At 69.0% G+C, this 18,866-nt stretch carries 14 protein-coding genes; 11 read left to right on the top strand and 3 right to left on the bottom strand.

What is annotated here, in order from left to right:
- Positions 1-3 precede the first annotated feature (3 nt).
- Positions 4-429, bottom strand: a complete 426-nt coding sequence (locus KY572_RS19890) for a nuclear transport factor 2-like protein (protein ID WP_224244469.1) — start codon at positions 427-429, stop codon at positions 4-6.
- Between the two features lie 84 nt (positions 430-513).
- Here KY572_RS19890 and KY572_RS19885 point away from each other — a divergent pair, with 84 nt between their 5' ends.
- The 4 genes from KY572_RS19885 to KY572_RS19860 are packed head-to-tail and all read left to right on the top strand — an operon-like array spanning position 514 to position 5,304.
- On the top strand, positions 514-1,089 hold the full coding sequence (locus KY572_RS19885; RefSeq protein ID WP_224244468.1) for a hypothetical protein: 576 nt from the start codon (positions 514-516) through the stop codon (positions 1,087-1,089).
- A 15-nt stretch (positions 1,090-1,104) separates the two neighbouring features.
- Positions 1,105-1,620 (top strand): (2Fe-2S)-binding protein, encoded by a 516-nt coding sequence (locus KY572_RS19880; RefSeq protein WP_224244467.1) that lies wholly within the window; start codon positions 1,105-1,107, stop codon positions 1,618-1,620.
- Complete coding sequence (locus tag KY572_RS47275) at positions 1,620-3,806, top strand: xanthine dehydrogenase family protein molybdopterin-binding subunit (protein ID WP_263451828.1); 2,187 nt, start codon at positions 1,620-1,622, stop codon at positions 3,804-3,806. Before KY572_RS19880 ends, KY572_RS47275 begins: the two co-directional genes overlap by 1 nt.
- 16 nt (positions 3,807-3,822) lie before the next feature.
- On the top strand, positions 3,823-5,304 hold the full coding sequence (locus KY572_RS19860; RefSeq protein WP_224244466.1) for a site-2 protease family protein: 1,482 nt from the start codon (positions 3,823-3,825) through the stop codon (positions 5,302-5,304).
- Between the two features lie 7 nt (positions 5,305-5,311).
- Here the strand turns inward: KY572_RS19860 and KY572_RS19855 are convergent, their stop codons facing one another.
- Positions 5,312-5,998, bottom strand: a complete 687-nt coding sequence (locus tag KY572_RS19855) for a phospholipase D-like domain-containing protein (RefSeq protein ID WP_224244465.1) — start codon at positions 5,996-5,998, stop codon at positions 5,312-5,314.
- Between the two features lie 102 nt (positions 5,999-6,100).
- On the opposite strand from KY572_RS19855, the gene clpP reads away from it, so the two are divergent.
- On the top strand, positions 6,101-6,703 hold the full coding sequence (gene clpP, locus KY572_RS19850; protein ID WP_224244464.1) for an ATP-dependent Clp endopeptidase proteolytic subunit ClpP: 603 nt from the start codon (positions 6,101-6,103) through the stop codon (positions 6,701-6,703).
- A gap of 127 nt (positions 6,704-6,830) precedes the next feature.
- Positions 6,831-7,190: a hypothetical protein gene (locus KY572_RS19845; protein WP_224244463.1), complete on the top strand. Its 360-nt coding sequence runs from the start codon at positions 6,831-6,833 to the stop codon at positions 7,188-7,190.
- Positions 7,191-7,222: 32 nt separating this feature from the next.
- Here the strand turns inward: KY572_RS19845 and KY572_RS19840 are convergent, their stop codons facing one another.
- A complete protein-coding gene (locus KY572_RS19840) occupies positions 7,223-8,287 on the bottom strand; it encodes a virulence RhuM family protein (protein ID WP_224244462.1) in 1,065 nt (354 codons plus the stop codon).
- 242 nt (positions 8,288-8,529) lie between these two features.
- Between KY572_RS19840 and KY572_RS19835 the strand changes: the two genes are divergently transcribed.
- The 5 genes from KY572_RS19835 to KY572_RS19815 all read left to right on the top strand — a co-directional run bounded on the left by KY572_RS19835 (position 8,530) and on the right by KY572_RS19815 (position 18,864).
- Entirely contained in the window at positions 8,530-9,954 is a 1,425-nt protein-coding gene (locus KY572_RS19835) for a WGR domain-containing protein (protein WP_224244461.1), read from the top strand.
- Position 9,955: 1 nt separating this feature from the next.
- Positions 9,956-13,060 (top strand): WGR domain-containing protein, encoded by a 3,105-nt coding sequence (locus KY572_RS19830; RefSeq protein WP_224244460.1) that lies wholly within the window; start codon positions 9,956-9,958, stop codon positions 13,058-13,060.
- Positions 13,050-14,696 carry an SWIM zinc finger family protein gene (locus KY572_RS47825; protein ID WP_224244459.1) on the top strand — a complete coding sequence of 549 codons (1,647 nt, stop codon included), beginning with the start codon at positions 13,050-13,052 and terminating at the stop codon, positions 14,694-14,696. Before KY572_RS19830 ends, KY572_RS47825 begins: the two co-directional genes overlap by 11 nt.
- A gap of 280 nt (positions 14,697-14,976) precedes the next feature.
- Positions 14,977-16,554: a reverse transcriptase family protein gene (locus tag KY572_RS19820; RefSeq protein ID WP_224244458.1), complete on the top strand. Its 1,578-nt coding sequence runs from the start codon at positions 14,977-14,979 to the stop codon at positions 16,552-16,554.
- A gap of 99 nt (positions 16,555-16,653) precedes the next feature.
- Positions 16,654-18,864 (top strand): type VI secretion system Vgr family protein, encoded by a 2,211-nt coding sequence (locus KY572_RS19815; protein ID WP_224244457.1) that lies wholly within the window; start codon positions 16,654-16,656, stop codon positions 18,862-18,864.
- Positions 18,865-18,866 lie beyond the last annotated feature (2 nt).

Raw genomic sequence — 18,866 nt, 5'->3', positions numbered from 1 at the left:
CTGCTAGAGCGAGGGCCGCAGTCCGCCGGTGCCGGGCACCACGATGTACCACTTCCCGTCTCGCCACCTCAGGGGGAGGATGTCCGAGCAGTCGCGGTCGTACGGCATCTCGCCGAGCGCGCGGAAGGTGGCGGTGCACTTGAACTTCACCGCCGCCTGCTGGTTCGGGACCTGCACGAGCGCCTCCTCGATGGTGAGGTCGATGTCCCGGACGTCCTGGAAGATGCTGTAGTAGAAGGCCGCGACGCGCTGAGGGCCGCCGGACTTCGACAGGCTGTCCGCGTCGACCATCTCGGCCAGATCCAACCAGTCCTGGGACTCGATGGTGGAGTAGAAGGACTTCACCGTCCCCTCGGGACTGCTCTTGGGTCCGCCACAGCCTGCGAACAACGAGAAGCCCAGGGCTGCGATCAGGACTGCGCGTGACATGCGGTCTCTCCTCCGACGGGGCGCACTCTACCCCAAACGCTCCCTCCATACTCCCGAACGGCCGGCGCTGATATAGAGAGGTGGATGCTGCTGTCCTCCGCGCTGGTGCTGCTCACCCTGGCTCAGGCCCCGGCGACCGCCGGGACGGAGAGCCACCCGTTCGACGATGTGGCCAGGGTGTTGCTGCACCCGCGCTGCATGAACTGCCACCCGGCAGGGGACCGTCCTCTCCAGAAGGACAAGCCGGTGGTCCACAAGCAGAACGTCAGCCGGAACATCGAGAAGCTGGGGCACGCCTGCACCACGTGCCACCCCGCCAAGGCGGTGCCCGGAGCCAACATGCCGCCCGGCGCTCCCCACTGGCACATGCCCTCCGCGCGCCTGCCCATGGTCTTCGAGAAGCGCACGCCCCAGCAGCTCTGCGAGCAGCTCAAGGACCCCGGGGCCAACGGCAACCGCACGCTCGCCCAGCTGCGCACCCACATGGCCGAGGACGCCATCGTGAAGTGGGGCTTCTCGCCGGGCGAGGGGCGGACCGTGCCGCCGCTCTCTCATGCGGAGTTCATCCAGCGCGTGGATGCCTGGCTGGCCGCGGGCGCCCCCTGCCCGCGGAGTACGCCCCCCAGCAGTGCGCAGACGCCGCCGCCCGCGTCCAGGTAGCGAGGACCTGAAGCCATGGTGAAGCTCGTGATCAACGGTGTCGAGCGGGAGCTCGACGTCCCAGAGGACATGCCGCTCCTGTGGGCCCTGCGTGAAGTGCTGGGGATGACCGGGACGAAGTTCGGCTGCGGCGCGGCGCTGTGTGGCGCGTGCACGGTGCATGTGGATGGCATCGCCACCCGGGCCTGCGTGATGCCCGTGGGCACCCTCGTCGGCCAGCGCATCACCACCATCGAGGGGCTGGCCCAGGGCGGAGTGAGGCACCCCTGTCAGCGGGCCTGGACGGAGCTCTCCGTGCCGCAGTGCGGCTACTGCCAGTCCGGGCAGATCATGTCGGCCTCGGCGCTGCTGGCGGCTCAGCCGGAGCCCACGGACGAGGACATCGACGCGGTGATGGCCGGCAACCTCTGCCGCTGCGGCACCTATCCGCGCATCCGCGCCGCCATCCACCGCGCCTCCGAGCTGGCGAAGCAGGAGCGCGTGGACCTCAAGGCGGCCATCGGCGTGGCCCAGGCGAAAGAGGAGCCCTGATGACGACGCTCTCGCGGCGCGCGTTGCTCAAGGCGGGGCTGGCCATTGGAGGCGGACTGCTCGTCGAGGTGTCCCTGCCCTCGGCGCAGGCGGCCACCGCGCCCCAGGTCTTCGCGCCCAACGCCTTCCTGCGCATCACCTCGGAGGATGTCGTCACCTTCATCCTGCGCCCGGTGGAGATGGGGCAGGGCGTGGCGACCTCTCACGCGCAGCTCATCGCCGAGGAGCTGGGCATCGATCCGGCGAAGATGGTGGTGGAGTTCTCCCCGGCGGATCGGCGCTACGACCACCCGGTCCTCGGCTTCCAGGTGACGGGCGGGAGCATGTCCACGCCGACGAGCTGGGAGCCCTACCGCATGGCGGGCGCCACCGCGCGAGAGATGATGCTGGAGGCGGCGTCGCGCAGCTGGGGCGTGCCGAAGTCGGAGTGCGTGGCGGAGGAGGGCGCCATCCACCACCCGCCGACGAAGCGCTCCGGGCGCTTCGGGCAGTTCGCCGAGGCCGCCGCGCGCCTGTCGGTCCCCGACGTCACCTTGAGGACTCGGGACTTCCGCGTCATCGGCAAGCCGGTGCCGCGCATCGACTCCGCCTCGAAGGTGGACGGCTCGGCCGTCTTCGGCATCGACGTGCAGGTGCCGGAGGCGCGAGTGGCGGTGGTGGTGCGCTGCCCGGTGCCCGGCGGCCAGGTGAAGTCCTTCGACGCGGCCGCAGCGAAGGCCATGTCCGGGGTGGAGCAGGTGGTGCCCATCTCCTCGGGCGTGGCGGTGGTGGGCAAGACGTACTGGCACGCGCGGCAGGCGGCGGCCCGGGTGAAGGTGGACTGGGACGAGGGACCGCTGGCCACCTTCTCCACGGCGGCGATGCTGGAGACGCACCGCAAGCTGGCCCGAGAGGGAGGCGGCAAGCGCGTGCACTCGACGGGCGATGCGGAGGCCGAGTTCGGAAGGGCCGCCCGCGTGCTCGAGGCCGAGTACACCGCCCCCTTCGTGGCCCACGCGCCGCTGGAGCCCCAGAACGCCACCGCGCACGTCACCGACGCGAAGTGCGAGGTGTGGGCTCCGACGCAGAGCCCGGGCATGCTGCACGCGCAGGTGAAGAAGCTGCTCGGCTGTGCCGGTGAGGACGTCATCGTCCATCAGACGTGGATTGGTGGCGGCTTCGGCCGGCGGCTCTCGCAGGAGTATGCCCTCGAGGCCGTGGAGGTTTCCCGGGCGGTGGGCAAGCCGGTGAAGGTCATCTGGAGCCGCGAGGATGACATGCGGCACTCGCCCTACCGGCCAGCGGCGACCCACAGGGTGCAGGGGGCGCTGGATGCGCACGGGCGTCTGGTGGCGTGGAAGCACACGGTGGTGACGCAGTCCATCCTCGGCGACGTGGGCAAGGAGTGGGTGCACACCATGTTCGCTGGGGCTCCAGGCTTCATGAGGGCGCTGACGGCGGGAGTGGCGGTGCCCTTGCTCGCGTCGAAGGACGACACCGCCTTCGAGGGCATCGACACCCTGCCGTATCGCATTCCCAACGTGGCGGTGGACTTCATCCGCCACGAGACGGGAGTGCCCGTGCTGTTCTGGCGCAGCGTGGGCCACTCGCACACGGCGTTCGCCACCGAGAGCTTCGTGGACGAGGCCGCGCACGCGGCGGGACAGGACCCGGTGGCCTTCCGCCGCGAGCTGCTCAAGTACGAGCACCGGCACCGGTGGGTGCTGGAGCTCGCGGCCGAGAAGGCCGGCTGGGGGACGCCGCTCCCCGAGGGCCGCTTCCGGGGCGTGGCCGTGCACAAGAGCTTCGGCAGCTACGCGGCGGCGGTGGCGGAGGTGTCGGTGGAGGACGGGACGATCCGGGTGCACCGCATCGTCATGGCGGCCGACTGCGGACGCGTCATCAACCCGAACCTGGTGGAGGCCCAGCTCGAGGGGGCCGCGGTGTTCGGCCTGTCCTCGGCGCTGAAGCATCACATCACGCTGGAGAAGGGGCGTGTGCAGCAGGGCAACTTCCACGACTTCGAGCTCATCCGCATGCACGAGAGCCCGAGGATCGAGTGCCACATCCGCCACAACGAGGCGCCGCCCACGGGCATCGGTGAGCCAGGCGTGCCGGTGATCGCGCCCGCGGTGGCCAACGCCGTCTTCGCCGCCACGGGGAAGCGGCTGCGGGACCTGCCGCTCACCCTTGTCCCGGCCACGTAGGCAGTGAGGAGAGACGATGTCCGCCGCGCTCCAAGCCCCCCGTCCAGCCCCGACCGCTCCGCCAGAGGGGGCTCCCCCCGTCGCCGCCGTGGATGCGGCCGAGAGCGAGTACGCGGCGGTGCGCTCGGGCTTCCTCTCCCCGCAGCGCTCCCGGCAGAGCATCCTGCTCCTGGTGGTGACGATCGGGCTGTTCGCCCTGGCGGCGAAGCAGGGGGACCAGGGCTGGAAGGGCGTGGCGCTGCTGATCGGCGTGCTGCTCTTCCATGAGATGGGGCACTGGGCGGGGATGAAGCTGTTCGGCTTCCAGGACGTGCAGATGTTCTTCGTCCCCTTCTTTGGCGCGGCGGTCTCCGGCCGGAACGCGAGCGCGAAGGCCTGGAAGGAGGCGCTGGTGCTGATGATGGGCCCGGTGCCGGGCCTCGTGGTGGGGACCTTCCTGCTGGTGAGGAGCGCCTTCGAGCCGTCTCACCTGCTGGCGCACCTGGGGCTCATCATGCTGCTCCTCAACGCCTTCAACATGCTGCCGATGTCTCCGCTGGACGGAGGCAAGCTCTTCCAGCTGTTGATCTTCAGCCGCAACCGCTTCCTGGAGCTCGCGTTCACCTTCTTCGCGGCGCTGGGCATGCTGGGGCTGGCGCTCCTGCTGGGGACGTGGGCGCTGGGCATCATGGCCGGGCTGCTGCTCATCTCCCTGCCCCGGCAGTGGAAGGTGCTGCGCATCGTGAAGGAGCTGCGCGCCTCCAGCCCCGAGGTGGACCGCGAGCCTTTGGAGATGGACGAGTCCTCGCTGCGCTCCCTGTACACGGCGGTGGGCGAGCTGATCTCCAACGCGGTCAAGGGCGACAACCGGCTCAAGCAATACGTCCGGACCATGCAGGAGGTGCACCTGCGCGTCCGCATGCACCCGCCGTCCATCCTGGCGAGCCTGGGGCTGTTCTCCCTGTGGTTCATGGGCATCGTCCTGGTGCTCGTGGGCATCCTGACGGTGGGCAGCGGCCGGACTCCGAAAGCGCCCGAGTGGTCTTCGTACAAGGACGCGAAAGCCGGCTTCTCCATCCTCATGCCGGACGCGGCTCCCGCGCGCTGGACGGCGCTGCATGGGCCTGCTCGGAGCTCACGGCAGGAGGGGGAGACGCACGGGGTGCGCCTCTGGGAGGAGCACGACTACAGCGTGACGACCTGGAAGCTGGAGTCGCCACCGACGACGGATGCGGAGCGGGAGCAGGTGCTCGAGGAGATCCGGAGCGCGCTGGCCGCCCAGGTCCGGGCGCAGCGCAATCCCGCCAGGAGCGACGAGCCGCGAGAGCTGGCGGGCATCGCGGGGCGTCACCTGGTCTTCTCGGGGGACTCGGCGGTGACGCGCGGAGAGGTTCGCGAGGAGTACTGGTTCGGGCTGCGCGAGGACCGTGGCTACATCCTGCGCGCGCAGTACGACCAGCGGCTGGCGGCGCCAGGAGAGGCCGAGCGCTTCTTCACCTCGTTCCGTCCGCTGCCCTGAGCGAGCCCTACTCCAGCGCGGTCCACAGGTCGTCGAAGGCCCGGCAGAAGGGCTGGACGAGCCTCGGGTCGTCCGAGACGAGCACGTTCTCGTGGTTCACGTCGGCGGCCGAGCGCGTCCAGTTGTAGCTGCCGGTGAGCAGGCGCAGCCGGTCGAACACGGCGAACTTGTGGTGCATGTGGGCCTCGGCGCGGTCCAGGCGGACCGGGATGCCGGACTCGCGCAGGCGCTCCATGTCCGAGCCGGGGTCGATCGACTTGTCGTCGTCGCTCACCACGCGCACCCGGATGCCGCGCTGGTGGGCCTCGAGGAGGGCGCGGGTGAGGCGATCATCCGTCACCGTGAAGACACATACATTGATGGATCCGCGCGCCTCGCCAATCAGCTTGACGATGGCGCGCAGGGGCCCGTCGCCGGGGGAGAAGTGGGCCTCCATGCGCGAGGCATCGGGGACTCGGCGGGTGGGCAGCAGGGCCTGGACGGTCTCCTCGAGCCAGGAGATGACCTGGCGGGCGCGAGGGTCGGTCACCGAGTCCCTCGCCAGGGCGAAGGCGCGGGAGCGGAACAGGGCGAGCACGGCCTCGCTTGCCCGCCTGTCTTCGAGGACGGTCTGGAGGGCGCGGCGCTCGGAGCGGGTGAGCTGCCGGTCCGCCAGGGTGGCGGTCAGGATGGCGTCGATTTCGGAGGCGTCCATGGGGCTCCCACCCGAGGGGCGGGGGGCCGATCGTATCGCAGCGTACGGTCCGTGAAGAACAGGCGAGCGTGCGGGGGCGGGGGAGATTAGGGTAGGGGAGCCATGAACGTCCCCTTTGTCATCGAGACCACGCACCGCGGCGAGCGGGCGTACGACCTCTACAGCCGGCTGCTGAAGGACCGCATCATCCTGCTGGGCACGCCCATCAATGACGAGGTGGCCAACGTCATCGTCGCCCAGATGCTCTTCCTGGAGTCCGAGGACCCGGACAAGGGCATCAACATCTACATCAACTCACCGGGCGGCGTGGTGACGGCGGGTCTGGCCATCTATGACACGATGCAGTACGTGAAGTGTCCGGTGTCGACGATCTGCATCGGGCAGGCGGCGTCGGCGGCGGCGCTGCTGCTGCTGGCGGGGACGAAGGGCAAGCGGTACGCGCTGCCGAACGCGCGCATCATGATCCACCAGCCGCTGGGCGGGGCGCAGGGCCAGGCCACGGACATCGACATCCAGGCCAAGGAGATCCTCCGCCTGAAGGCCTACCTCAACGGGCTGATGGTGAAGCACACGGGCCACAGCATCGAGCGCATCGAGAAGGACACGGAGCGCGACTACTTCATGAGCGCCGAGGATGCTCGGCAGTACGGCATCATCGACGAGGTGGTGGTGAAGCAGGGCGTCCCGCTGCCGAACAAGACCTGATTCGGTGGGGTGGCGGTTGCCGGCGCGAACGTCCTGCGCGCCGGTGGAGGAGGGCGCAGGCTTTGCGCCCCCTTCAGTCCCAGGGCTTTGGAGTGGCACTGGCACGGCGGATGCTCTACCTCGGGGTATGAGCCGCCTGAGCCTGACCTCCTTGATGGTTTCCTGCCTGCTTGCCGCTGCGTGCGCCACGACGGCGGCCGAGCGTCCTCCACAGCCTCCTGCCTCGCCGACCGTGCAGTCGGAGCTGGGCTACCGCGAGGTGCTACAGGCCGGCGAGGAGTACGCCCGGATGCAGGGCTACGCGCTGGCGGATAACCGAGAGGCGGTGCAGATCCGTCCGAACTACTGGCGGCTGCGGTTCGGGCTGGCGGAGAAGCACTCGGGCCGGCTGTTGGACCTGGAGTTCGACGGCGCCTCGCGCTCGGTGGTGCGTGAGGTCGTCGTCCCCGAGGCGCCAGAGGGTGCCGCGAGCTCGCCCAGCCCATAGCTCCGAGTGTGTGCCGGCTAGAGCATTGCTGCTCACGGCTTCTTGCGCCCCTTGGGGCGCGAGGTTCGTTGCTTCTCGAGCTGCCGGACTTCAGTGATGGCGTTCGCGAAGTGTGCCTCGACTGGAGATGGCTTGTTCGCACGCTGGGCCGAGAAGCGCGCGTACTCATGCTCGGCCTTTGCCACAGCTGTCTCTCGCGAGATCGAGCCAGCATTCTGGAGGACCTCCCGCTCTGATAGACGCAGGAAGTCGTCGAGCTTCGAGATCCAATCGGACATGTACATGGGCTTGCGGCTCAGCGCCTGGAGCTCCGCGAACTCCAGGTAGGCGTTGACGATGCGGTTGAGTGCTTCGAGCTCCTCCGTGATCAGGTAGTTCTTTGCCACGGCCACATCGGCCCGGCGAGGGACATCTCCTGCCCACGAGGTCAGGCCCATGTTTGGCTTCGCAGCATCCGCTCGGGCAATGATGATCTCGGCTGCGGTGTGACCGTGGGCGGCCCAGTGCATCTTATTCTGCACGGTAGCGAAGAAGAGCTGGGACGACTCGGTGTGCGGGTCATAGTCGATGCTGGTCGAGTAGATCTCCAGCACCTTCTTCCAGAAGACCTTCTCCGACGACCGGATGTCGCGGATGCGCGCAAGCAGCTCGTTGAAGTAATCCGGGACACCGGGGCCTGGCGGGTTCTTCAGGCGGCTGTCGTCGAGTGTGAAGCCTTTGCGAAGGTACTCATCCAAGCGAGCGGTCGCCCATTGGCGGAACTGCGTTCCGCGGTGCGAGCGGACCCGGTAACCAACCGCCAGAATCATCGGGAGGTTGTAGTGCTTGAGGCTGCGTTGGACGCGCCGCATTCCCTCCTCGCGAACTTGTAAGAACGGCTTACAAGTTGCGTCCTCCTCCAGCTCGCGCTCCGCATAGATGGCGGCGATGTGCTGAGTGATGTTCTGAGGCGTGGTCTGGAAGAGCGCCGCGAGGGCTGCTTGCGTCAGCCACAGAGTCTCCCCCTCGAAGCGGACCTCGACGCGGGTTCGACCGTCCTCGGTCTGGTAAAGAAGGAACTCGGCCTCGCGTGGGAGAGGAGCGTTATCGTCTTTCATGGCGAAGCGGGATCAGGTCTCTCCATCCTAGTGTCAGCGCATGGGGGACTCAACGCTTGTTCAGGGGGCAGTGGCGTGCCTTGAGGCGAAGCAACGCCTCCTCATCATCCGTGACGCGGCTCGGTCGACCAAGCCTGTACGGGCACGGATCAGGTGGGTGCGAGGCAGGATGGCAAGGGTCTTCCGAAATGTCAGTCCTAAAGGCTACGCTCCGCGTCGTTCGCCATGAGGGGACCAAGGGAATGGCTGATCAGACGACGTACCTGGAGCTTTCGGAAGACGGCGGCAGCTCACACAAGTTCTATGAGGTGAAGGTCGAGGGCAAGAAGCTCTCCATTCGCTACGGACGCATCGGGGACTCCGGCCAGCTCAAGGTCAGCGACTTCCCCAGCGCCGACAAGGCCCTCGCCGAGGCGCAGAAGAAGATCGCCGAGAAGACCAAGAAGGGCTACGCGCCCGCCGTCATGGGCCAGCGCAAGAAGCGCGCTGTCACCCGCCGCGAGATCACCAGCGGCACCTCCTCCGCCAACCAGGCTCCCATCCGCTGGAAGTTCGCCACCGGCGACCGCGCCTTCGGCATCTTCGTCGACGATGCGCGCTGCTGGGTCGGCAACGAGAGCGGCAACATCTACTCGCTCAGCCATGACGGCAAGGTGCTCGACCAGTTCCGCCTGCCCGATGGCGTCAAGTGCATCGTCGCCGACGACCGCTGGCTCTACGCCGGCTGCGATGACGGCAACGTGTACGATCTCGGCGGCAAGGTGCCTCGCAAGGCGTACGCCATCGCCGACGACGTGGACATCTTCTGGCTCGACATCAAGGACGCCGTGCTCGGCGTGTCCGACGCCAACGGCAAGCTCACCGCCATCAACCACGAGGACGAGTCCGTCTGGTCCCGCCAGAGCAAGGGCACCCACGCGTGGATGGTGCGCTGTGACGAGGTCGGCATGTACCACGGCCACGCCAAGGGCGTGACCATGTACGACTGGGAGGACGGCCGGGAGATCTGGTCCAGGCCCACCCAGGGCCACGTGATGTTCGGCTGGCAGGAGGAGTCCACCATCTACGCCTGCACCAACACCGGCTACGTGCACCGCTTCTCCAAGAAGGGCGAGGCCGGGCCGGTGATGAAGTGCGACTCGGCCGTGTTCTCCTGCGCCGCCGTGGAGGACGGCAAGTACGTCTTCGCCGGCGACAACATGTCCAGCATCTACTGCTTCAACGACAAGGGCGAGCGGCTGTGGAAGCTGTCCACCGGCTGCGGCTCGGCGTTCTCGATGCAGTTCTTCAAGGACCGGCTCTACCTGGTTACCACCGAGGGCGCCCTGGCCTGCATCGACGCGAGCGAGGCCGCCATCCAGGCCGCGCAGAAGGGCACCATTCCCAAGCCCGTCACCGTCAAGGCTCCCAAGCCGCTGGCCGCCGCCCAGGTGGGAACCGTGGAGACGACTCGCAGCGCGGGCTCGGGTGTCATCGTCGAGTGCTATGAGGATGGCGGGCAGGTGCGCGTGCGCGTGACGTCTCCGGGCTACAACAAGAACTGGCACGTGCAGTTCCCCAAGGACATCCGGGAGGCGGGCTCCCGCTTCGTGGTCGAGGGCGTGCGCGAGTCGGCTCGCGGCGGCTTCTACCGCGCCTATGGCGACATCAAGAAGCTGGTGAACTGACGTGAAGCTCATCGAGCAGGTGACCCTGCTCTTCCAGGAAGGGAAGAGCGACAAGGTGTACGAGGTGGACCTGCTCGAGGTGGGGGCGGGCCAGTACGTCGTCAACTTCCGCTATGGCCGGCGCGGCACCGCCCTCAAGGACGGCACCAAGACGCCCACGCCCGTGTCCATGGCCGAGGCGCGCAAGGCCTTCGACAAGCAGGTCCAGTCCAAGCTGGACACCGGCTACGTCCGCGCGGGTCATCCCTCCACTGGACTGCCTCCTCCTCCGCCTCCTCGGCCCACGGTCCCTGCTCCTGGTGCCACCGCAGGAGGCGCGGCGGCGGCCCCGGCCGGACCGCCTCCGGGGGCTTCGGCTCGCGAGGCCACCCTGCTGCAGCAACTCACGCAGGAGGTCAGCACCCGCCGCTGGTTCCGCAGCACCGAGGTACGTGCGCAGCCCCGGCCGCTGGAGCGTGTCATCTGGCGGGTGGGCGAGCTGCGTGTGCGCGCCGCCGAGCCCATCCTCCTGCCCATGCTGGAGCGGGCGACGCCGCTGCGCGCCTACTGCATCGCGGCGGCGCTCGGGCGCCTGGGCTCGTCCCAGTCCGTGTCCGCGCTCGGGCGGCTGTATGGAGACCCGGGCACCCCGGACATGGTGCGCCGCATCGCCACCGAGGCGCTGCTCCAGCTCTCCGATGAGGCGACTCGCGCCGAGTTCCGCCAGGACCAGCTGGGCAAGCTGCCTCCGGCGCTTCGCGATGCCGCTCAGGGCAACAGTGCCGAGGCCTTCGGGCAGGCGCTGGACAAGCACCTGGCCGCCGGTGGCAAGGAGCCGTACGCCGTCCTGGAGACGGTGTACCTGGTGGACTCGCCGGTGATGCGCCCCGCGCTGCTGCGCGTGCTGCGCACGGCGCCCTTCCAGCGCAGCGCGGTGAAGGCGCTGCGCCACGTCTTCAAGATGGCCGAGTACCGCCGGGACGGCGAGGTGTTCGGCCTCATCGCCTGGCGCTACGAGAAGGAGCGTGCCACGAACCGCAGCTCCCGCGACGGCTTCGCGAAGGCCACGCGCCTGTTCCTGCGCCGCCGCATCTGGCGCACGCTGCGCCGGCTGGGACAGCTCGGGGAGCAGGACTTCGTGAAGATGGCCGTGGGCGTGCTGCTGGCCTTCAATGACGCGGATGCCGTCGCGGAGTTCACGACGACCTCGGGTTATGGCCGCAACCGCGAGGAGCACCACTGGGAGGCCTTCGCTCCCTACTGGGCCTTCAACCACCTGCTGCACGGGCGCAGCCGGCGCCTGGTGCCCGTGGACCACAAGCTCGCCTTCTACGCGAAGTGGAAGCCTCGCTCGAACGAGGAGGTGCGCGAGCGTGAGGAGAGCTTCCCCGAGCTGTGGGACCGCACTCCGCAGGGGCTGATGCACCTGGTGGATGAGAGCCGCTGCGCGCCCGTGCACACGGTCGCGGCTCGCGCGCTGCGCTCCATGCCCGCGTTCCTCGCCCAGCTCGATGCGGACGCCGTGGCGATGATGCTCGACAAGCCCTACGCGCCCACGGCCCAGCTCGGACTGGACCTCGCCGTGCAGCGGGTGAACGCGCGGGGAGAGCCTCGGGAGCTGGTGCTCGCCGCGGCGCGCTCTCCGTACGCTCCCGCCCGCCAGCAGGCCTTCCGGTGGCTGGATGCGCTGCGCGACGTGCTGCTGAAGGACCTGTCCTTCCTCGCCGCGCTCGCCATCTCGCCCCAGACGGAGACCCGACAGTACGTCGCCGCCCTGCTGCGTGGCTCCGTGCTCCCGGACGATGTGGCCGAGGCGTTCATCCGCCATCTGCTCCAGGCGGCGCGGAAGCTGGGTCCGAACGATGGGCCGCTCGCCGCGGACGTGAAGCAGCTCGTGCTCGCCGCGCTGGGGCCCCTGGGACGGCCTCCGGGAACGGAGACCCTCATCGAGCTGCTGCGCCATCCGCTCGTCGAGGTGCAGGAGCTGGGCGGCGAGCTGCTGCTGCGTCGGGACCTGCGCACCGAGCCGGTGCCTCCCGAGGTGCTCGGCCACCTGCTGGAGTCCGCGAGCGCCTCGCTGCGCACCCTGGGCCTGCGCCTGCTGGGGAAGATGCCGGACGCGGCGTTCCTCGCGAACGAGGCCGTGCTCGGACGGCTGGCTTCCAGCCCTCACCCGGATGTCCGCCAGGGCATCCGTCCGCTGATCGGCCGCCTCGTCACGCTGGATGTGGCGGCGGGGGCTCGGGTGGTGGAGACGCTCGTGGGGGCGCTGCTGCGCCGACGGCTGCCCGAGGGTGTGCCGGAGCACGTGAAGACGCTGCTCACCAGCGAGCTGGCCGCCGCGTTCCAGGCCATTCCCGCCGAGACGGTGTGGCGCCTGCTGGACTCGGAGGATGCCACCGCCCAGGCCCTGGGCGGCGAGCTGCTCGAGAAGCGGGGCGACGCGCTGGCCGTGGATGTGGCGCGCGCGGTGAAGCTGGCGGGCCACGACGTGCTCCAGGTGCGCGAGTGGGCCTGGCGCTGGCTCGAGGGGCACTTGCCCCAGGTGCGCGCCGAGCTGCCCACCGCGGTGCAGCTGCTCGACACGCGCTGGGATGACGCGCGGGCCTTCGCCTTCCGCTACTTCCGCGAGCGCTTCGCTCCCGAGGACTACACGCTGGAGGTGCTCGTCTCCGTGGCCGACAGCGTGAGGCCGGACGTGCAGACGTTCGGGCGCGAGATGCTGGCGCGCTCCTTCCGGGACTCGGATGGGCCGCAGCTGCTGCTGCGCCTGTCCGAGCACCCCGCGCCGCCGGTGCAGCTCTTCGCCACGCACTACCTGGAGCGCTTCGCCAGCGGCAACGCGAGCCTGGTGGAGAAGCTGGTGCCCTACTTCGTCCGGGTGCTGAGCCAGGTGAACAAGGGGCGCGCCGCCCGAGGCCGCGTGCTGGAGTTCCTCCGCAAGGAGGGCCAGCGCAACGAGGTGGCTGGCCGCCAGGCCATGGACGTGCTCCACCGATTGTCAGCGACGATTGCTATAGAGAATCGCGCCGCGGCGCTGGAGGCCATGCTCGCCATCGGAAAGGCGCAGCCCGCCATCCCACTGCCCGTGCGCTTGAAGCCGGTGGAGGTCCGTCGTGGAGTTTGAGTACGCCTATCGGGGCAACAGCTCTGTCGAGAACCGGGGCGACCGCACCGAGCTGTCCTTCTCTCCGGACACCAAGCGCCCGCCCACGTACTTCTCGGGGGAGCTGAGGCAGAACGTGGCCTTCCGCGAGGCCATCTCCGCGCTGCACAGCGTGGTGGTGTCGGACCTGCGCTTCAAGCCCAAGGACAAGACGGCCTACAAGGCCTGGGCGGCCAGGCAGGAGGACCGGGACATCGACTCCATCCTCGCCCAGCGCCAGGCGGTGGCCAGCCGCCTGAAGGGGCTGCGCGAGGAGCTGGCGGAGCTGGAGCGGCAGAGCGCCACGCGGATGCGCCCCTTCATGCAGGCGCGCCAGCGCTACTTCAACTACCTCTACGAGAAGAACAGGGACTTCTGGTTCGTGCTGGACCCGGTCATCACCGTCCACCCGGACGAGGCCTTCTTCGAGTGCTTCAGCCAGGACGAGTCCAGCTACGGCCGGCTCGGCGCCAGCTACGAGGTGTTCCAGAACGTCGGAGAGTTCTCCTGCGGCACCACCAACATCGACTACTCGTCGCCGCTCTATGACGAGTTCCAGAAGATCCGCTCGTACAAGCGCACGCGCTTCGAGGTGGACCCCACGGGCTTCACCACGCAGACGGGCTCGGACGCGGCGTACAAGGAAGTGAAGATCGATCTGCCGGACTCGTGGGTGCGCGGGTTCCTGCAGGTGAACTCGGCGATGAGCCTGCAGGCCACGCGCGTGAGCCTGCACCCCATGGACGTGCACAACTTCCTCTTCGTGCTCAAGCGGCGCAAGGAGAAGAAGGGTCCGCGCTCCATGCGGTACAAGCTGACGCCCGGGCAGCCGGTGAAGGTCGTCTTCGAGCCGTGGAACCTCGAGGTGACGTGCCCGCGCTCCATCTTCGAGGGCGAGGGCACGCACGACATCCGCGTCTGGGGCCGCCGCCGCCTGCTCATCCTCGAGCGGCTCATCCCCGTGGCGAAGCGCTTCACCGTGCACCTGCTCGGCAGCGGGATGCCGTCCTTCTACGTGGCGGACCTGGGCGATCTGTCCTTCACGCTGGGGCTCTCCGGGTGGACGGCGAACGACTGGTCCACGGCGGGCAACTTCGACCTGATGGCGCCGCGCACGGCGGTGGACGAGTTCACCCGGCGCCGCGTCTTCGATGCGTTGAAGGAGACGTGGCGCGAGTCACCGGACGCGCTGGCATCGCGGCTGGGGCTGGACCGGGCCACGGTGCTCGGAGCGCTGGGCGCGTACACGCAGGCGGGCCGGGCCATCTGGGACCTGAACAAGAACGTGTACCGGGCGCGCGAGCTGAGCCGCGAGCCGCTGCCCATGGAGAAGCTGCGGTTCTCCAACGAGCGCGAGGAGAAGGCCACGCGCTTCCTCGAGGCGCGAGCGGTGACGGTGGAGGGACGGCCCTCGAATGTGGATGGCTCGCTGGAGCTGCGCGGGACGGTGAAGGACGCGAGCAAGGTGCATCGCGCGGCTTTGCGGCTCGATGGGGATCAGCGTATGGTCTCCGCCGAGTGCACCTGCAACTTCTTCCAGCAGAACAAGTTGTTCAAGGGGCCCTGCGAGCACCTGCTCGCGCTCCGGCTCCAGCACTCGAAGTCGTATCGGACATGAAGAATGGGAGGGTTCGCGCACGCGGCGGTCAGAGGGCGGTACCTTGCAACCCGGACGGCGTTTCGCCGTCCTTGCCTGATGGCCTGTGATGCATCACTGGCCCGCTCTTGACTGTGCCGTACCTCCCTACCCCAGGCGTATGGCGGTTTGGATTCCGTAAATCCATAGCGCCCGGGGTAGGGGGTACGGCTTGAGTCGAGACGAGCCAGTCCTGAGAGCAGTACGAAGGTGCTCTCGGACCGCCGCGTGGACGGACCCTCCCAGCTCTTCGTGAGAGCCCATGGCCCAACAACCCCCGCGAAATCGGCAGGAGCTGTACGAGCGCATCCAGTCCATCTCCAAGGAGGAGTTCGTCCTGGAGGACATGGTGCGGCTGGGCTTCTGGCCCGCGCGCAGCGGCGTCCCCGGGGACCCGCGGGACGAGGTGCACCGCAAGGCGGAGCTGGAGAAGCAGATCCGCGCGCTCACCTCCGAGCAGGCCCGCCTGGGCAACCTGGAGAAGCTGAAGAAGGAGCTGCGCAAGAAGCGGCTCGCGGAGAGCAAGGCCCGGCAGAAGGAGACGAAGGAGCGCCGCGAGCGCGAGCGGGTGGCTCGGGCCGAGGCGTGGAAGGCGCGCAAGGCCAGGGAGATCCTCTTCCTGGGGCGCGGAGTGTCGGGCGGGCTGAACCACCGCACGCCGGAGGCGCCGAAGCTGGAGCGCCAGGGGCTGCCCAGGCTGGAGACGCCCGAGGCGCTGGCGCAGGCGCTGGGGCTGTCGGTGGGGCAGCTCCGGGCGCTGTGCTACGCGCGGACGGTGTCCACGAAGACGAACTACGTGCGCTTCGCGCTGCCGAAGAAGACGGGCGGCCTGCGGCTCATCTCCGCGCCTCTGCCTCGGCTGAAGGCGGCGCAGCACTGGGTGCTGAAGAACCTGCTGGAGAAGGTGCCGATGCACGAGGCGGCGCACGGCTTCCGGCCAGGGCGCTCCATCGTCAGCAACGCGCGGCCCCACGTGGGCGCCGCCGTGGTGGTGAACCTGGACCTGAAGGACTTCTTCCCCACGGTGGTGTACCCGCGCGTGAAGGGCTTCTTCGTGAAGCTGGGGTACAGCGAGGCCACGGCGACGGCGCTCTCGCTGCTGTGCACCGAGCCCGACATGGAAGAGGTGGAGCTGGACGGACAGCGCTACTTCGTGGCCCAGGGAGGCCGCAGGCTCCCGCAGGGCGCGCCCACCTCTCCGGCGCTGACGAACCTGCTGTGCCGGCGGCTCGACCGGCGGCTGAAGGGCGCGGCCGGCAAGCTGGGCTTCACCTACACGCGCTACGCGGATGACCTCACGTTCTCGGTGCCCAGGGGCGGGACGGGGGACGTGGGGAAGATGCTGCGGCTGGCCCGGTTCGTCATCCGCCACGAGGGCTTCTTCCCGCACCCGGAGAAGACGCGGGTGCTGCGGCGGGGCGGGCAGCAGGAGGTGACGGGCGTCGTCGTCAACGACAAGCCTGGCGTGGATCGCGAGACGCTGCGGCGCTTCCGGGCGCTGCTGCACCAGCTCGAGAAGAGCGGGCCCGAGGGCAAGAAGTGGAACGGCTCGACGGACGTCATCGCCTCCGTGGTGGGCTTCGCGAACTACGTGGCCATGGTGGACCCGACCAAGGGCAAGGCCTTCCAGGACAAGGCCCGGGCTCTGGAGCGCAAGTACGGGCGCAAGACGGTGCTGCCGCCCAGGCCCAAGGCTCCTGCCGCCGCGCAGCCGGGGACGGCCACCGTCGCGCCGACTCCACCCTCCAGTGGTACCGCGGCACCTGGGGGGCCCCCCAAGCCCGAGGAGCCCCAGGAGCCGAACGAGCCACCGAAGAAGAAGTGGTGGAAGCTGTTCTGATCCAGCCTGGCTGGAAGACGCCTGGAAGCGAGCGCTCCCTGATAGGCTGCCCGTGCATGGGGCGGCAGCAGGGGACCCGGTGGCTGGAGGCAGCTCGGTATGCGCTTGAAGGCCCTGATTTCCCATGCGCAGGTGCCTGCGGAGACGCGGGTGTCGCGCCTGCGCGTGGAAGAAGGGCTGTCGCGCCTCTTCGTGGCCGAGGTCGACTTCGTCTGCGCGGACCCGGAGCTCGAGCTGGCGAAGATGCCGGGCACGGACGCGGCCGTCGTCATCGCCGCGGATGATGGCTCCTCCCGCGCCTTCCATGGCTTCGTCGAGCAGGCCGAGTACCTGGAGCGTCGCGGGGACTTGTTCGCCTACCGGTTGCTGCTGATGCCTCGCCTGCAGGGGCTCGCGCACCGCGTCCGCAGCCGCATCTTCCAGCAGAAGAGCGTGGTGAAGGTCATCCAGGAAGTCTTCCAGGGAGCCGGCATCCCGGACGAGGAGGTGGCCTGGAGCGCGACCGAGGGGCCCGAGCGTGAGTACTGCACGCAGTGGAAGGAGAGCGAGCTGGCCTTCGTGCTGCGGCTGCTGGAGGACGAGGGCATCTTCTTCTGGTTCGAGCACTCGGAGACGGGCCACGTGCTCCACCTGGCGGACTCGGCGGCGGTGCATGAGGCCATCGAGGGCGTGCCCGGCTTCCCCTTCGCCAGCTGGGACGAGCAGGAGGCCGTCCGGGACATCGTCACCCACGTCACCTACTCGTCCCGGCTGGTGCCGGACGCGATGACGCTGCGGGACTGGAACTGGCGCACGCCCCAGCAGCCCCAGGAGGCGTCCCTGGGAGCGCAGGGGAAGGGAGGGCTGGAACTCTACGAGTTCCCCGCGGGGTTCAACAGCGCCGCCGCGGGCAAGCGCCGCGCGGAGGATCGGCTGGCCGCCGTCCGTGTCCGCCAGCGCGTGCTGCGTGGGACGACGCCCAGCCTGCGGTTCTCACCGGGGCGCCGCTTCCTGCTCTTCGACGCCCAGCCGGACCCCATCAACCGAGAGTACCTGCTGCTCGAGGTGCGCCACCTGTTCGAGGACCCCACCGCGGGGACGGTGGCGGACGAGGCGGGCCGCTACCGCGCCGAGTTCGAGGCCATTCCCAGCGACGTGGAGTTCCGGGCCCCGCGCGTCACGCCCCGCCCTCGCGTGGTGGGCAAGGAGTCCGCGGTCGTCACCGGCCCTCCGGGAGAGGAGATCCACGTCGACGAGTTCGGGCGCGTGAAGGTGAAGTTCTACTGGGACCGCGAGGGGAAGATGGATGACACCGCCTCGTGCTGGCTGCGCGTCCAGCAGCAGAACACCGCCAGCAGCCAGATCCTCCCGCGCGTGGGCTGGGAGGTGGAGGTGGGCTTCCACTACGGAGACCCGGACCGGCCGGTGGTGCTCCAGAAGCTCTACAACGCGGAGACGATGCCGCCGTACGCCCTGCCGGACAACCTCATGCAGAGCTCGCTCCAGTCGTCGACCACGCCGGGCGGCGGAGGGACGAACGAGCTCCGCATGAACGACGGCAACGGAGGCATGGAGTTCTTCCTGCACGCCCAGAAGGACCTGTCCGTCACCGCGGGCCACAACCTCACCGAGCAGATCGCCGTGGACGAGTCGGTGCAGGTGAAGGCCGACTTCACGGCGAGCATCGGCGCCACGGAGACGCTCTCGGTGGGGGCCAACCAGAGCGCCAGCATCACCGGCGAGCGGGTGGAGGACATCGCCGGCTCGCTGACGGTGGACGTGGGCGCGGTGGACCAGTGGGGCGTGTCGGCCATGCACGCCATCAACGTGAAGGGCGCGCGCAGCGAGGACATCGGCGGGCTGAAGAACGTGCTGGCCCAGAAGGTGGCGGAGACCTTCAACGCGGACCTCACCACCCAGGTGGGCGGCGTGCTGAGCATCAACTCGGTGGGCCCCATCACCGAGGCGGTGGCGGGCAACAAGACGGAGACCATCGCCGGCGCCAGGCTGGAGGTCGTCGCCAAGGCCAAGGCGGAGAACATCGGGGTGGGCAAGCTGCTCACGGCCGGCGCGGTGAAGATCAAGACGGGGCAGGACGTGACGTTCGCGGCCGAGGCGGCCATGGCCATCACCACGGGGGGGCCCATGGCCATCCAATGCGGTGGGGACTTCAACATCTCCGGCAGCTCGGTGACCATCAACGTGGGCAAGGCGACCCTGGACGCGGGCGCGAAGATCGACGCCACCCCCGGCTCCATGAAGCTCAAGGGTGGCAAGGTGGGCGGAGATGGGGCCCAGCTGAAGATCAAGGGCACCATCAAGTACAAGTGAGG

The sequence above is a fragment of the Hyalangium gracile genome, assembly GCF_020103725.1.
In the GTDB taxonomy this organism is placed as follows: Bacteria; Myxococcota; Myxococcia; order Myxococcales; family Myxococcaceae; genus Hyalangium; species Hyalangium gracile.
This window is presented reverse-complemented; position numbering and strand designations above follow the sequence as displayed.

What these genes read in the sequence shown, in the direction of transcription:
- KY572_RS19890 (WP_224244469.1), bottom strand. Translation starts at nt 429, where the DNA reads ATGTCACGCGCAGTCCTGATCGCAGCCCTGGGCTTCTCGTTGTTCGCA.
- KY572_RS19885 (WP_224244468.1), top strand. Translation starts at nt 514, where the DNA reads ATGCTGCTGTCCTCCGCGCTGGTGCTGCTCACCCTGGCTCAGGCCCCG.
- KY572_RS19880 (WP_224244467.1), top strand. Translation starts at nt 1,105, where the DNA reads ATGGTGAAGCTCGTGATCAACGGTGTCGAGCGGGAGCTCGACGTCCCA.
- KY572_RS47275 (WP_263451828.1), top strand. Translation starts at nt 1,620, where the DNA reads ATGACGACGCTCTCGCGGCGCGCGTTGCTCAAGGCGGGGCTGGCCATT.
- KY572_RS19860 (WP_224244466.1), top strand. Translation starts at nt 3,823, where the DNA reads ATGTCCGCCGCGCTCCAAGCCCCCCGTCCAGCCCCGACCGCTCCGCCA.
- KY572_RS19855 (WP_224244465.1), bottom strand. Translation starts at nt 5,998, where the DNA reads ATGGACGCCTCCGAAATCGACGCCATCCTGACCGCCACCCTGGCGGAC.
- clpP (WP_224244464.1), top strand. Translation starts at nt 6,101, where the DNA reads ATGAACGTCCCCTTTGTCATCGAGACCACGCACCGCGGCGAGCGGGCG.
- KY572_RS19845 (WP_224244463.1), top strand. Translation starts at nt 6,831, where the DNA reads ATGAGCCGCCTGAGCCTGACCTCCTTGATGGTTTCCTGCCTGCTTGCC.
- KY572_RS19840 (WP_224244462.1), bottom strand. Translation starts at nt 8,287, where the DNA reads ATGAAAGACGATAACGCTCCTCTCCCACGCGAGGCCGAGTTCCTTCTT.
- KY572_RS19835 (WP_224244461.1), top strand. Translation starts at nt 8,530, where the DNA reads ATGGCTGATCAGACGACGTACCTGGAGCTTTCGGAAGACGGCGGCAGC.
- KY572_RS19820 (WP_224244458.1), top strand. Translation starts at nt 14,977, where the DNA reads ATGGCCCAACAACCCCCGCGAAATCGGCAGGAGCTGTACGAGCGCATC.
- KY572_RS19815 (WP_224244457.1), top strand. Translation starts at nt 16,654, where the DNA reads ATGCGCTTGAAGGCCCTGATTTCCCATGCGCAGGTGCCTGCGGAGACG.